This is a genomic window from Coleofasciculus sp. (assembly GCF_046565525.1).
Lineage (GTDB): Bacteria > Cyanobacteriota > Cyanobacteriia > Cyanobacteriales > Coleofasciculaceae > Coleofasciculus.
Genome location: NZ_JBKHUP010000087.1, coordinates 1 through 15,253 on the forward strand (window position 1 = coordinate 1; position 15,253 = coordinate 15,253).

Genomic DNA, 15,253 nt, shown 5'->3' on the forward strand with positions numbered 1-15,253 from the left:
TTGAGTTCCGGGAATAATTTGTCCGAGTTGGGCTGTGGATAAACCGATGTTTACCGTATCCCCATTTTCTAATTCAATACTGGCGATGTTACCGGTGATACTGACAACTCGACCTTCCATGGGGACACCGACTCCCATCCTGATCATGTCGGGTTTCATCTGATTGTTACTCATGGGATTCATCTCGACGATGCGTCCATCGTTGACCATCACTTGAGTTCCGGGAATAATTTGTCCGAGTTGGGCTGTGGATAAACCGATGTTTACCGTATCCCCATTTTCTAATTCAACGCTGGCGATATTACCGGTGATACTGGCAACTCGACCTTGCATGGGGGCGCCGACTCCCATCCTCATCATGTCGGGTTTCATCGGCTCGTTACTCATGGAATTCATCTCGACGATGCGTCCATCTTTGATCATCACTTGAGTTCCGGGAATAATTTGTCCGCGTTGAGCTCTGGATAAACCGATGTTTACCGTATCCCCATTTTCTAATTCAATACTGGCGATATTACCGGTAATACTGGCAACTCGACCTTCCATGGGGGCGCTGTATCCCATCATCATCATGTCGGGTTTCATCCGATTGTTACTCATGGAATTCATATCAACGATGCGTCTATCGTTGACCATCACTTGAGTTCCAGGATGAATTTGTCCGAGTTGGGTTCTGGATAAACCGATATTTACCGTGTCCCCATTTCTCAATTTAACCCTGGCGATGCTACCGGTGATATTGGCAACTCGACCTTGCATCGCTGTAGAATAATCAGCTTGAGCTAGGATGTTGTTGCTGAGGCTTTTCTCCTGAGAATCAATGGCGACAATTCGACCATAAGCCACCCATACGTCGGTTCCGGGTTCTAGTTGATCCAGTTTCCAACGGGCGACGGGAATTGTCTTGGTTTCGCCATTGTTCATTTCAATTGTGGCAAAATTAGAGACAAGCTGGACAACTTCTCCTGGTTCCGGTTGCACGGATTCAGCTTCGGTGGTATTGGGGGTGAGTTGACCTTCACTCAGGGGACGTGCGATCGCAGGAGTCCCAGCAATGGCACAAAGTACGACACCTAGCATTGTACCTGTGAGTAGTTTTGGTGTGAAAATTCGCATATAAACCTTTGTTAATTCGGCAATGGGTTAATTTTTTCAGGAATTAAACCTATTTCAATAGTAGAAATTATCAGGCAATGAAATCATGACTCGCAGGATAGATCTTTGATTGGCTGGGTAAGTAGGAGAGAAATCCTACTGAAATCTACCTTTTGGAGGTTGACCTATTTTCTGGGTTATCAATGGATAATTAATAATTGATAATTGACAATTGATTAATTGGGTCTAAGACCTCTTCGTTTACGAAGAAATTAAAAAAGATTTTCCTTAATTTCAATCCTCTTCTTTTAAGGAGAGGTCATTATCCATTGTTCATTATCCATTGTCAATTTGTGAATCATTTAGAAGTGTCTCTGTGATCAGTTCCTCTGTTCAGGTACTTATTCGTTGACGTAAGGATTAACGATTTTAGCCCAGTTGAGGTATCCTTTGCCGTTTAAATGCACGCCGTCAACGGTGTATAGGGGGTCTAATTGTTTCTGTTCGTTGGTAAAATGTTGATGTAAATCAATGTAGGTGTGGGAAAATTCGCTGGCTAGGTTTTGCAGGTGGCGATTGACGGCGATAATATCTGAGTTGTTGACGCTGATGGGATATTGGATAGTGTTCATGGGTAAGAGGCTTTGAATAAAGACTTGAGTTTCTGGGGTTTGCTGTTGAATTTTATCTAGGATAAGTCGATAGGTTTGGGCGATTTCGGTGGCGGGTTTTTGTTCATTCCATAAGTCATTGGCACCAATCATCAGAAAGAGTTTTTTGGGTTGGGATGCGGTGATTTCATTGAGGCGATTGAGTACGCCGTCGGTGGTGTCTCCAGATATGCCGCGATTGCGGATATTGGTGTTTCCCAGGAGTTCTGCCCATTCGCCTTGATCGGTGAGACTATCGCCGATGAAGATAATTTCGGTTTCGGAGTTGGGGAGTTGTTCAAACATCTGTTTCCGGATATGGTGATAGGTTGATTGATAGGTGTTGCGACGACGGGGGATTTTTACGGTTTGTTCGATTTGTTGATGAAAGGGGAGTTTACTGACTAGATAGGGAATGCCGCCTCTGCGAATGATTAAGACACTGAAGACAGTAATAAATAGGAGGTTGAGGCTGAGGGAAACTCCCAGCAGGAGAGGGCTTTTCAATACCATGGTGAATATCTTAGAGGTGGCTGAGTAAGTGGTGGTTATCGGGATTAAATTCGGCTTGTAGTAAGGGATGGGAGCCCTATATTTTGTTGGGTTTCACTTCGTTCAACCCAACCTACAACTTAAATAACGAATGACGAATCAGATATTATAAGATTAATTATTGGATCAGATGTGAGGGATAAAATTGGCGACTGTGATTCCATCAGAAACGTGCTATTGGCTGAAAAATGCTCGTGTGCCAATCTCAATGTTACAGGTTGAGGATGCGTCGATTCTGGAGAGTCGAACGCCTGATGGGTTGTGTTTGGTGGATATTCAGGTGGCTGAGGGGAAGGTGGCGCAAATTGTGCGGGCGAATTCTGTGTGGGTGGGAGATGGGGCGGTGGTGGATGTGCAGGGGGGACAGGTTTGGGCGGGGTTTGTGGATTTGCATACTCATCTGGATAAGGGGCATATTTGGCAACGCACGCCGAATCCGGATGGAACGTTTGATACTGCGTTGGAGAGGGCGAAGCAGGATAGTTTGCAGTATTGGCAAGCTGAGGATGTTTATCGCCGGATGGAGTTTGGGTTGAGGTGTAGTTACGCCCATGGTACTCAGGCGATTCGGACTCATATTGATGCGTTTGGGGAACAGGCGGGGATTAGTTTTGGCGTGTTTCAGCAGTTGCAGCAGGAGTGGGCGAATCGATTGGTTTTGCAGGCGGTGGCGTTGGTGTCGCTGGATTATTATTTGACGCCGGAAGGGGTAAGGTTGGCGGATTTGGTGGCGGAAGTGGGGGGTGTTTTGGGTGGGGTGGCGTATATGAATCCGGAGATTGAGGCGCAGTTGGATCAGGTGTTTCGGTTGGCGCAGGAACGGGATTTGGCGTTGGATTTTCATACGGATGAGACGGATGATCCGGAGTCGATTTGTTTAAGGAAGGTGGCGGAGGCGGCGCTGCGGTGTCAGTTTGGGCGACAGATAGTTTGTGGACATTGTTGTAGTTTGGCGGTACAGTCGCCGGAAGATGTGGCGGAGACGTTGGCGCTGGTGAAGGAGGCGGGGATTGGGGTGGTGAGTTTACCGTTGTCGAATCTGTTTTTACAGGATCGGAGGTTGGGGAGAACACCTCGTTGGCGTGGGGTGACGGTGATTCAGGAGTTACAGGAGTCTGGGATTGGGGTGACGTTGGCGAGTGATAATTGTCGTGATCCGTTTTTTGGGTTTGGGGATCATGATCTGTTGGAGGTGTTTAGTCAAGGGGTGAGAATTGCCCATTTGGATATGTTGTTTGGGGAGTCTCCGGCGATGGTGACGAAAACGGCGGCGGATTTGATGGGGTTGGGGAATGTGGGGCGGATTGGTGTGGGTTTGGCGGCGAATTTGGTTTGGTTTAAGGGGCGCAGTTATAGTGAATTGTTATCACGTCCTCAGTGCGATCGCGTGGTGATTCGCGATGGGATGGCGATTGATACGACGTTACCGGATTACCGAGAATTGGATTCGTTGGGTTCGTAGGGGCTTGGTTACCAAGCCCTTACTTAATTACCAAGGCTTCGGGCATCCATGGAAAATCAGTTTCGTTTCAATCCTACGGCGCTTGTGTCTCTTCTTAATTCCCATGTTTCAATTCCTGATAGGGATTATAGAGGATTTCGACTTGAAGAAGCGAGATTAAGATTAGTAAAGTATTGGGTTTCAATCCCTGATAGGGATTATAGAGGATTTCGACTATATATTGGGCGGAGAGTCTCCCAATGGAGATCCGGTTTCAATCCCTGATAGGGATTATAGAGGATTTCGACTGCCGACCTCTGAAACGCTTACTGTATATAGTTTTCAAGGTTCGATTCCGAGAGACTTCATCTAATATACCATTTCAGACTTCGATCCAGCAAGAGGTCTTTCAAAAAAACATCTAAAACCCTCTCACAGTAAGCGTTTCAAGATTTCCGAGAACCTCCGTTGCGGGGTGGTGTCCTCAAACCCAGACCCCATCAGGGATACAGCTTATTAATCACCACAGCCTGAGAAAACACCTACCCCTTCTCGGATTTAAGCAAAGAAAATCGAATTATCCCGAAGTGCTTCACCGCCGATGCGCTCAACCTTGCCTTGACAACAGCCACAGAGGAAATAGAAGCGAATGCTATCCTGGTCTGGCTTAATCACCTTATTCAGACGCGATCGCAACTTGGCATACTGGGTATCCGTCAAGCTGCACTCAAACACACTATACTGCATCCACTGCCCATAGGACTTAAGAATACTATGTATTTTCGTCCGGCGCTTATCTTCGGGGATATCGTAAGTCACAACAACATACATCATCAATACAGGACTAACGGTGGATACTTGTCAATTTCTCCCATTAAATACTTCGCCAACAGTCGCGCCTGGATTTCAAACGCCTCCTGATAGGTACATTTGCGCCCTAACACCGGATGCTTAAACTTAGATTGTTTCTTTTGTTCGTATAACTTCAGAAACTCCCGCCGCCCTTCTGGAGATAAGTAAACCACATCACTCAGGGGTTCGCTGACAAAATCATCCGGCTTGAGTATCCGCGAATTAATCGCTTTGAGAATACTCCCATCCACGATTAAGGGGCGAAACTCTTCCATCACATCCAATGCTAAACTGGGACGACCATAATGTTGGCAATGAAGATAGCCCAAATAGGGGTCAAATCCGACAATATTCACCGCACTTTGTATATCATGGCGCAGCAGGGTATAGCCAAAATTTAATAACGAGTTTACCGGATCAGTAGCGGGGCGATGTCTGACTCGAAACTTAAACCCTTCGGCGCGAATTAGCTGATTAAACACCTTAAAATATGCTGCACTTCCCGCCCCTTCTAATCCGCGCAAGGAATTAATTGTCTTGGTTTTGTCTAAGGAGGTAATCGCCTTACTAATTTGAGTGATGGCTGATTTTAATGTCAGTTCTGGATATTCGCGCTGATTGCGACTGATTAGGGTGCGATAATTTTTCAGTTTTCCCCGAATAAATCCTCGGACAATATGCAGCGCTGATTCCGATTCCCCAGCCGCTTGCCATTGGGCTTTCCGCACAAAGATATTCTTGGTCATTTCCGGTTCCAATCGTCCCAGATATTTCCCGGTTCCGGTGATAAAAGTTAAGGGGATTTTGCGGTCTAATAGTTCTGTGACAACGGCGGGAGATACGGTTGCCCGTCCGCAAATAACTATCCCATCCACTTTAATTAGGGGGACATCCAAGAGTTTCTGTTTGTTGGCTTTGACGCTAAGACGTTCATCGGTTTTGCCGATAAATGAATCATCTTGGGTAATGTAAACGGTTCCCATAATTTTTGTCCTTGTTTTGAATCGTGATGATGGTGGTAAATCAATTGAGTTTTGACCTCTCCCCCAGCCCCTCTCTATCCCCCCTTGCCCCCCTTTGAAAGGGGGGTGGTAGAGGGGTGGGAAGGGGGCTAGGGAGTTAGGTTTTTAATTGCCTATTTCCCTGGGGATTGGGGCGGGTTTATTTTTATCTCGGTTGTGTCAAAAAGGATGGTTGTAAAACCCGCCCCTACAGGAAAATTCAAACTTTTTTATTCCTCCTCCCGATACCGCCCCACCTTATCGGCGGCTTGGGGTAAACATTGAGGATAAAAACTGCATCCTTTACAGCGTTTACTGTAAATGGGTTTTGGCATTTTCCCAGTTTCTAGTAACTCAGTAACTGATTCAATCGTGTCCAGGGTTTCCTGTCGCAATGCGTCGGAAATCTCTACGAATTGCCGTTGATGGGAATGGGCATAATAAACATAGCCCCGACTTATGGATTGTCCCGTCATTTCTTCTAAACACAACGCCTGGGCGCAGACTTGCAATTCATCGTTATCCCATTCCCCTTTCCGCCCCCGCTTATATTCCACGGGATAGAGTTCACCAGATTCTGATTCAATTAAATCTGATTTACCTATCAGGTGATACTGTTGAGACTTCAGCCAAATTGCCCGCACCTGCCATACTTCCTCCCGTTGCGCCTCGCCTAAAGTATGGACGCGATCGTGTAAACTGGTTCCTTCAATGGTATAGTGATTCTCAATAAATTCTCCCGCACAAAACATCCGCCAGCAACGGTGGGGACAGTAGGTATATTGGTTGAGAGAGGCGATGGAAATGTAATCAGGATTATTCATTATTTTTACCTATAAATGGTTGGTATTTTACGTTGAGATCCCCCTAAATCCCCCTTAAAAAGGGGGACTTTTTCGGGTAAGTTTTCCGGTTTCCCTCTTTCATTTTCCGGTTCCCCCCTTTCAAAGGGGGGCTAGGGGGGATAAATAAAATTAGGGTTGTAGGGGCGTAAGGCTTGCGCCCTTATTCAATTCGAGAGGGATAGTTTTACCGTCTTGTATTAATCGGGGCGGGTTTATTTACTTAAGGGAGTTGTAGCATAAGTTAACGGTAAAACCCGCCCCTACAAAAAAACCCTTTTATCCAAAAGTTTGAGCGAAATATTGCTACGAATTTATTCGCCTCACCATCCCCATTCCCATCGTTGTTTTCCGCCCCACACCAGAATAGAGGGCAAAATCCGCTAAGGCATTAATCTGCTGAATTGTCTCCGAGTCAACTTCCCCCATAATCCGAAAATTCATGCCCCCAATACAGCCAATAAACTTACTGCGAGAATCGGCAACTAATTCTGTATGAATATCAAAGAAACTGGGGAAAATATGCTCAACCAATGTTTTGGGGAATTCTATGCCACTATATTGATTCCAGCGCTTAATTAAACTGTTACAGACTAACTCCCTTGTGGGTAAAGCACAATCATATTTACTCTGACGAAATGCCGTGGGGGTAGAGAAGGCAAAATTCAGGGCGCGATCGCACTCGGACGCTTGGTCGTATAATTGCTTATAACTGAGAGCATTTGCCCAACATCCAGGCATTCCTTTTTGTGGTGTTCCCAGGATACTGGTAATCTGCAAATCAGCAGGACCTAAATGCCAGGGTTGTTCGGGATTCAGGTTTAGCCACAAGTGAGTTAATTGGCTAAATAAGGTATCATCAAGTAGAGAAATCCGCCACCAACAGGGAGTACCCTGGGGAATTGGTTTATGGTGTTGCCATTGTAGAATAGGAGAAGCTGTATCACCCCGATGCTGAAGTTGTAGGGGACTCAAGGTAAAGGCTTTATCGGATTTGGCTTCATGGAGATAATCGCCTAAGTTTCTATCGACAGAACTCACCAAATTAAGAAATAGGGCGTGTAAATGTCGTCCACTGAGAAACTGGGTGGGAATCGGCGATTGGGGAAGCAGGTTTAGAATTAAACTATGAGGCATGAAAATAACCTATTATCGGGGTATTTGTACGGGTACGGCAGTGCCGTTCCCCTACCTAAGGTATCAACTAAAGCGATACTGCATCAGCGCAGGAATCTTGAGACGATTAAATCGGTAGTATTTTCCATGTAAACTTACCATTTTGATCAGACTTACAGGAGGCATATTTATCACGTCATAACGGGTAACACGATGGGAAAACATCACATCTAACGGGTTGAGAGGATAGGGAAATGTAAAATCTTCTTCCCCCCCAGATAGTTTACTCTCCTGGGTTTCTACAATCTCCACCCGCGCCTTACTTGCCCATTTCCCTAACCGAATCCAGGTGGGTAAGGTTAAAGGCTTCTGGCTAATCAAAAAGCCCTCAAATCGACTTTCTGGGGCAATTTCTTTTGCCCTGCCAAAACTGGGAATATTTTTCTGGGTTTTCTTCATCTCAACATGATAGCGATTGTCGGCATATTTCCAGGTATTGAGAACCGACGCATGATAAATGCTGCGGGCGGGTGTGATATAAATCCCTTGCTGATTCAAGGGGGTTAATTGTGCCTGATACTGGGGAACTTGTTCGGCACAAAAATAGCGATAGGAATTCTCTGGGGGAACGGTTGTGGCATACTTTTCACTATCGACTAATCCTAAAGCATAGGAGAGGGCATAATTGTGTAGCACAGGTTCTGTTTCATAGAGTCTGCCAATTTCACGAGTGGCGAAATAAAGACTATCGTGTAATTCAATTTGACAGTGGTAAATGATTGCCATAATGTTAATGGAAATTGGGGATTGGAGGTTGGGGAACGTTAAGAGATCCCCCCTAGCCCCCCTTTGAAAGCCCCCTGCTTTTTAAGGGGGATTTAGGGGGATCTAAACGGGGAACTAGGTTGAACTGACGTTGACACCAATGCCAGCCTTGCGCCCCTACGTCAATTGGTAGATTTAGCTTTCGCCTTTTTCTTGGAACTAATGTGTTTTTGGGCATAGTCTTTGGCTTCAGCATCGGCTTGCTGTAACACAGATTTAATCCCGGCTTCATTTCCGACCAAGGTTTTCACCTCATTTAGCAGCGGTTGAAAATTACTGCCAATAAAATCTGTGTGGACAATAAATTCTTGAATCATTAACTGTTCAATGGCGGTTGTCGCGGCGTCTATTATATCCTCTTCAGCTAAAGGATCAAGGGTGGGTAAGGTATTTTTTGCTTTCATTTGGTCATAAATTGCCTGAGTCCAACGTAAATTACTGGTAATCTCCCCATCAGCAAAAATTACCCCCATTAATTCATTTCTGACTCGTCCAGTGCGGGTAGTTTGTGCGCCATAGTGACGGGTGCGGAGGATATTATTAAATACATACAAAAAACTTGCCTCTGTGGGATCTTTGAGGGTGACAATACTGGGAAAAAAGACTTGGGGGCGGATATGATCCTGTTGATTAATTCGACTGGTGACTTCTCCAGGTTTAGAACCTTTTTCCCCTTTCGATGTCATTGTGCCATTTTCAAAGGGCGCATTCAGGGTAAAGGTTTCGTGAGATTCATCAAAGGGGGTAATGGAAAAGGCTGTATCAACGATAACTTTAGACTTTTCCGAACCAGAATCCCCAATGGCAAATCCATAGATAATACAGTCCGGATTATCCATGGCAAAACTGACATTATATTCACACTCATCAGCCGTAATTAAGCCATAGTTCCGCAACAATTCTCGACCGACTAAGCGTTCTGGAGTAGACTGTTTCCGCTTAAACATGGAGAGGCGACTAATCGGGGTTTTATCTTGAATCCCTGCCCGCACTCGCGCCTTATTCAGTTCGCCATCGGTTTGAAACAGAGGATAAGATTCAGTAATCCGAATAGTCAGAAAATGAACATATTTTCCCATGGGTTTGTAGGGAATCTCTGAATGAAATAACTTTGTGTCGATACTTTTGATAAATGGCATTAATTTTCTCCTAAATAGTGAGTAGTAACTAAAAAAAGGTAATGTTCAACTAATCATCTTTAACTTATTCCTCCAACTCGATAAACCTTTCCCTCGAACCTGTTAAAATCTCTGCGTACCTCTGCGCCCACCTCTGCGTACCTCTGCGTTAAAAAAATAATTTTGGTCATAAATTAACCTCAACCCTCCCTAACTCCATCCTCTGTTAATTCCTCCTGGCGCTGACGATTTTCTTTATCATCTTCCAGGCGATACAAGAACTCACAGGTATCGCGAATTAAATTAATTTGTCGCCCAGCTAACCGGGCGCGATCGCACGAAAAAGATTTCTCAAATATTTCCACCACAAAGTATTGGGCAAATTCTAAAATTGCCTCCCGTTCTTTTTCCCGATTACTAATCACCCAGCGCCCTTCAGCCGTTGACCCGTGAACCCGATCCATCAGTTTAAATACTTCCGCCGCTACCGCCATAACGAGGGTTTCACCATGAAAGACAGTACTATCAGCTTTAAGAATTGTATCAGCAGCAATATCAATCGGTTTTAACACAGCATTTGCTTTGGGATTATATCGCTTATTTGCCCGATAAAATTGGCGATACAGTTCCATCAACTCCTTGGGATGATTGAGACTCGATTGTTCCGTCACGATTAATTCCTCCAGTTCAGAATCATAATAGCTATAGGGGTCAAAACAAGGGTAAAACTGATAGGCATAGAGGCGAATTTTATTCAACGGTGCAGTATCATGACTTTGGCTACGAACCCAACGGTTGAGATAACTAAACACATAGAGAGGACTGGTTTCAAAATCTTTCGCCAGTTCAGTTAATCTGCCCCAATTTGGGTCATACCCAGCCTTACCAGATTTAGCATTAACATCCAAATGAATCCCATAAGCCGCCGTGAGAACATTCAACGGTGCTGGATGCTGCAACCCGTTCTCTGTCCAGCCTTCTAAGATATAATCTAAGCGGAAGCGATCGCGTCTCACCAACGCCCGAAATGCTGGGGGCGCACTATCCAGAAAAACCGTCTCTTCAAACGCCGCCCCATCAGTAAAGGGTGGAATGGGAGACTCAGAAACTACCGTTTTTACATCCAGAATCATCGGAAAAGCTAACGCTAACCAACTCGGCATTACCCACGACTCCGTATCCGTACTATCGCGCCCCGGAGGGATTGCCATGAAGTAAAATGTCATCGGTTGATCATCAGGATATGCCAATTTAAACGTGCGATCGCGTCCCGGTTCAATGGTGTCTTGAATCAGAAACATATCCACATTCTGATAACGGCTACGGCTTAAATCTGCCCTCAACTCTTGACTAATAAAATGATTGCGAATCTGAGTATTAAACCGAGTTTGAGCAATCCCACTATATGCCCGTTTCAGAAACCGATTCGTCTCTGGAGTAAAATAATAGGTGGGATAAAAATAGAGATAACGATATTTCCCATCCTCAAACCGTTTACCCACCGCTTGGGTTTGGTTCATCAAGATTTGCCGTAACATCATCTCAATTCCCGCAATACTAGAAATATTCCGCTTGGCATTAGAACCCCCCAGCATTTGCTTATTCGTATACACCTGGGGCGTAAACAAAACCGCCGATTCCATCTGTTCAGTTACCGTATAAGCAGAATGGGAAATCGAACAGATTAATTGTCGCCCTCGCCCCGGTTTCTTCGCCGCCTGATAACTGGCAAATTCCTGTAAAAACACATCAACCGTCGCCTTGTCATCTCGATGACTGGGTAACATTACTACTCGTTCCAACCAAAGCCTTAAATCATCCCAGCCATCGGGTAATTCATACTGAGACACAAGCGGCTGAATTAACTCAGTTACATAGGCAATTAATTCCTCCCCCGTTTCTCGAATGGTTTCAATCCCCGGATTCTTTTGCAGATACTTCGCCGCCAAAAAATACCATGGGTATGGAACCCCGCCTGTATTCCCTTTCAACTTCTGCTGCTTCAGTCGTTGATTAATCTGCTGAATCTCCCGAATTGGCGACAAATAATCACCCAAATGCCAATACTCAGCCAGCTTATGGATTAAATCCAGATGGGGAAGTTCTGGTAACTGCTTATCCTGCTTCCGCGCCGCTTCAATTTGACTCACCCGTTCCCCCCAAATCTTACGACTAACTAAATCACCAAATTCTGCTAATTGATCAATGCGGATATCATCGCCAAATTTAAAGTCATAATCGGCGGATAAGATTCCCTGTTGCTGAAATTTAATCAGATTATCACTGCGACTCTGGGCGACTGATGGTTTATTCGGATTTAAAATCCGCAACGTCGCATCTAAGGCTACATTCATTAACCCAGATTCATCAAAGAATAACTGATAATAGTCTGCATATTTCATCCCCTTCCCATCGCGCCCAAACCCTGTTTGTCTCAGGCGCAATTGTTCCCGACAGAGGGATTTAATCGTGGCGACAACTCTATCGGGTAAACCATCCAATGAAATCTCTGGCGCGTGACGATGTGCTAGATAAATTACCCCGGTTGGTAAATAAAGTAGAGGGTAAAACTCCTTAAGTTTATTTGAGAGAGTGCTGAATCCCTATCAGGGATTGAAACACGAGCTACTCAATGGCAATGTGATACCCTCTCCGTTGCATTTTGTGCAAGGTAACTGAATCCCTATCAGGGATAACCACCTTAAGCAATTCATATCTCTCCTCCTTCACTGTGAAACCGATGGGCTAAGGTATCCAGTAATAATGCCGATTGTTTTAACCCGCCGAGTTTGTCGTCAGCGTTTCGGCGTTGATGGCGCTAAAGCGCAACTACGAAAGAACCTCAAGCAATCCATACCTCACCCCCCTCACCCTGAAACCGATACGCTAAGGTATCCAGCAATAACGCCGATTGACCTAACGCGATCGCATAAGGGGCTGTTGCTTCGTGTACACTATACTGGTCGCTGATTCCATAGATCTGAAAATGCATCGGTAAGCGTAACCGCCGCCTCACCTCCACCACGGAACAACCCAGTACATAACTGACTAATCCCTGCTTTTGCAACCGTTGGTTAATTGCACCCACCCACGGATTATCCGGTTGCCAAACTTGAATCCCAGTGAGTACCTGCACCTTGAACGCCTCCGCAATGGGTTGTAAGTCCCCCGGATAGGTAAACTTCCAATTTAATCGTTCCTCCCGATAGGCGTGCAGTTTCATAAACCCCAGACAGTATTCAAACCTCCCCTTGGCAATCGGTTGTCCGGTGTCTGTGGCTATCTGCTGAAGTGTCCGTATAAATCCGGTTTTTGTCCACCATTCAATCTCTAAGTTACCCAGAATTCCGGGTAAGTCGTAGGTTTTAAATCGATCAACGGGATTCTCTTCAGTGATGTCATAGAGTCCACATTGCAATACACTCACCCCCCGAAAACTAGCCGCATCTTCAGCAATCGGATTCCCTTTCTTTCTTGACAATTGCTGCCAGTCTTGCGCCCATTCCCGAATCCGCCCAGCCACCCGGCTTAACTTAGTATTAAATACGGCTTCACTGAGTTGACAAAAATTTTCCCGACTCTGGGCATACTGGGATTGAATTGTGCGATCGCGTAACTGATAAGCTAGGAAACAGGACTGAACTGCCCCCCAGCGGGAATAATACCCACGAAAGTGATTAATTTGGCGATAGTTTTCGACAATAATTTGATGCAAAAATGAGCGGTTATAGTTTCCATCTCGGCTCAACGGTGGCATCTCTGCTGTAAACAAGCGTTCGACTAAAAAGTTGGGCACTAAAGCATAAGCTGTAAAGGCTTTAGATCGGGCAATTGGCGCATTAACCGACATCGGCGAGATGGAACAAGCGCGGATTGTGGCAGAATTATTACTCGAACGCAGCGAACTCTCGATTCCCCTACGCCGCAAAATTGAAGGGTTTGTAGACAACGTACCCCCACCCTGGCGGCTAGAGATTGACCTTTATCTTCGCCGGAATCATCCTTTTGAGTTATCCTATCAAGATGCCCCAGGGCGTTTATGGCACTTTACGATTCGCTACGGGAGAATCTATCTCCACGAAAAGCGTCAGTATTTGGATTGCTGGTGTGAAGAGACGGAGGGGAACCGAGATATTCCGGAGTTACAGCATAACTGGAGTTTGCGATTGGATCGGATTCAAGATGCTGCGATAACGCCGATTAAGGGACAATGGCGACGCAGTTTGGATCAGATTGAGGTGGAAATGCATCTATTAAGAGAGTTAGCATTTGCCTATCAAGCCAGACGCGAGGATCAGGAAAATGACTGGTTACCCGAAGAGCCACGAGTGCGGCGGGTAGTGAGAAGCATATCGAGTACGTTTTGGTTTCTGCGGGAAGTGAAGCAATATGGAAAATACTGTCAAATCATCGCCCCTGACTCCGTGCGATCGCGTGTTATCGATGAGTTAATCGCAACTTGTAATCAGTATGATTTAACTATTTTAATTTAATCCCTGATCAGATTGAGGATTTCGACAAGTGCGATCGCGCTGTGCTTTCTGGCTTTATTCATATTTATCAAAATTAGTCAAGATAACCCTGATAGGAATTTTGCACCAGAGAGGGTGACATAGTAGCCCTTGTCAACGGTGTGAGATTTGCCAAAGGAGAAAGTGAAAACTGATACCCTGTTTTATAGCCTATTTAAAGAATTTCCCAGTATCTTCTTTGAACTGATCAACCAGTCAACAGAACAAGCAGCAACCTATCAATTCACCTCCCGTGAAATTAAACAACTGGCATTTCGACTCGATGGTTTATTTTTCCCCAAGAACGAAAACTCCGAAAACCCCTTCTATGTCGTCGAAGTTCAGTTTCAACCGGATCAGGATTTATACTATCGTATATTTGCTGAACTCTTTCTGTACTTAAGACAAGATAAACCCACCTGTCCTTGGCGGGTTGTTGTCATTTATCCGACTCGCCGGATTGAACGAGAACAACCGTTACAATTTCGGGAACTCTTTACCCGAGTGCAACGGATTTACTTGGATGAGCTAGGAGACGATGCATCGGATTCCCTGGGGATTAATATTGTTAAGCTAGTAATTGAGAATCAACAGACAGCCCCTGAACAAGCAAGGCGCTTAATCGAACAAGCCCAAGCCCAGATAACGGATCAGACGACACAACGAAACCTGATTGATTTAATTGAGACAATCATTGTTTACAAATTACCGCAAAAAAGCCGAGAGGAGATAGAAACCATGTTAGGGTTAAGTGAACTCAAACAAACCAAAGTTTATCAGGAAGCCAAACAAGAAGGGTTAGATGAAGGTGAACAAAAAGGTCAACTCAAAGCCAAGTTAGAAGCCATCCCTCGGATGGTTCAGTTGGGTTTGAGTGTGGAGATGATTGCTGAGGGGTTAGATTTACCTCTCAAAGTTGTCCAAGCAGCAGCACAGTCATTCGCTCAACAGGATGTTGCGGCTTTTATTGAACTCTTAACTCATCAACGAGAGCTTTTCTCTGCTCAAGACTTAGCTGACTTGGCTGAATTAATCAAACCGTTACCCGATAAAATAGAAAATATATCTTATGCGATCGCACAATGGTGCAAGCAAGACGGACATTCAGTACAGCTTCAGGCTTGGCGTCATCTTCTGTCTGGCTTATTGGCGGCTACAGTCGAGCAATTGTTAGCGAGTAACCTCGAATCCCTTGATACTCCATCCCTTGCACTCAACAAAGCTATGCTACAACAGGCGATTAAATAGTA

General features: G+C 45.2%; 10 protein-coding genes and 3 pseudogenes. 3 read left to right on the forward strand and 10 right to left on the reverse strand.

Translation table 11 applies throughout. The features are described 5' to 3' along the window. A partial coding sequence (locus ACLGGO_RS26090) for a hypothetical protein (protein WP_446421456.1) occupies nt 1–1,116 on the reverse strand: 1,116 nt, incomplete at its 3' end. A gap of 380 nt (nt 1,117–1,496) precedes the next feature. Next, complete coding sequence (locus tag ACLGGO_RS26095; RefSeq protein ID WP_446421457.1) at nt 1,497–2,258, reverse strand: GDSL-type esterase/lipase family protein; 762 nt, start codon at nt 2,256–2,258, stop codon at nt 1,497–1,499. A gap of 193 nt (nt 2,259–2,451) precedes the next feature. On the opposite strand from ACLGGO_RS26095, the gene ACLGGO_RS26100 reads away from it, so the two are divergent. Next, a complete protein-coding gene (locus tag ACLGGO_RS26100; protein WP_446421473.1) occupies nt 2,452–3,759 on the forward strand; it encodes a cytosine deaminase in 1,308 nt (435 codons plus the stop codon). Between the two features lie 537 nt (nt 3,760–4,296). Here the strand turns inward: ACLGGO_RS26100 and cas2 are convergent. From cas2 to ACLGGO_RS26140, 8 genes and pseudogenes are all read right to left on the reverse strand, one after another. Beyond that, nucleotides 4,297–4,569, reverse strand: a complete 273-nt coding sequence (gene cas2 / locus ACLGGO_RS26105) for a CRISPR-associated endonuclease Cas2 (RefSeq protein ID WP_446421474.1) — start codon at nt 4,567–4,569, stop codon at nt 4,297–4,299. 2 nt (nt 4,570–4,571) lie between these two features. Next, nucleotides 4,572–5,573 (reverse strand): type I-D CRISPR-associated endonuclease Cas1d, encoded by a 1,002-nt coding sequence (gene cas1d, locus ACLGGO_RS26110; RefSeq protein ID WP_446421458.1) that lies wholly within the window; start codon nt 5,571–5,573, stop codon nt 4,572–4,574. Nucleotides 5,574–5,821: 248 nt separating this feature from the next. Next, nucleotides 5,822–6,415: a CRISPR-associated protein Cas4 gene (gene cas4, locus ACLGGO_RS26115; RefSeq protein WP_446421459.1), complete on the reverse strand. Its 594-nt coding sequence runs from the start codon at nt 6,413–6,415 to the stop codon at nt 5,822–5,824. 324 nt (nt 6,416–6,739) lie between these two features. Continuing rightward, nucleotides 6,740–7,570, reverse strand: coding sequence for a CRISPR-associated endoribonuclease Cas6 (cas6, locus tag ACLGGO_RS26120; RefSeq protein ID WP_446421460.1), 831 nt, complete (start codon nt 7,568–7,570; stop codon nt 6,740–6,742). Nucleotides 7,571–7,633: 63 nt separating this feature from the next. Next, the gene (gene cas5d / locus ACLGGO_RS26125; protein WP_446421461.1) at nt 7,634–8,335 is read right to left on the reverse strand and encodes a type I-D CRISPR-associated protein Cas5/Csc1; all 702 of its coding nucleotides are present in this window, start codon (nt 8,333–8,335) and stop codon (nt 7,634–7,636) included. Between the two features lie 161 nt (nt 8,336–8,496). After that, nucleotides 8,497–9,513 carry a type I-D CRISPR-associated protein Cas7/Csc2 gene (gene cas7d, locus ACLGGO_RS26130; RefSeq protein ID WP_446421462.1) on the reverse strand — a complete coding sequence of 339 codons (1,017 nt, stop codon included), beginning with the start codon at nt 9,511–9,513 and terminating at the stop codon, nt 8,497–8,499. A gap of 179 nt (nt 9,514–9,692) precedes the next feature. After that, a pseudogene (gene cas10d / locus ACLGGO_RS26135) lies at nt 9,693–12,062 on the reverse strand (type I-D CRISPR-associated protein Cas10d/Csc3); the annotation flags it as partial. 272 nt (nt 12,063–12,334) lie between these two features. After that, nucleotides 12,335–13,306, reverse strand: a pseudogene (locus tag ACLGGO_RS26140) (type I-D CRISPR-associated helicase Cas3'); the annotation flags it as partial. On the opposite strand from ACLGGO_RS26140, the pseudogene ACLGGO_RS26145 reads away from it, so the two are divergent. Both ACLGGO_RS26145 and ACLGGO_RS26150 read left to right on the forward strand, forming a co-directional pair. Then, nucleotides 13,302–13,985, forward strand: a pseudogene (locus ACLGGO_RS26145) (helix-turn-helix transcriptional regulator); the annotation flags it as partial. The pseudogenes ACLGGO_RS26140 and ACLGGO_RS26145 sit on opposite strands and share 5 nt — an antisense overlap. A 162-nt stretch (nt 13,986–14,147) precedes the next feature. Beyond that, nucleotides 14,148–15,251: an Rpn family recombination-promoting nuclease/putative transposase gene (locus tag ACLGGO_RS26150; RefSeq protein ID WP_446421463.1), complete on the forward strand. Its 1,104-nt coding sequence runs from the start codon at nt 14,148–14,150 to the stop codon at nt 15,249–15,251. Nucleotides 15,252–15,253: the final 2 nt, after the last annotated feature.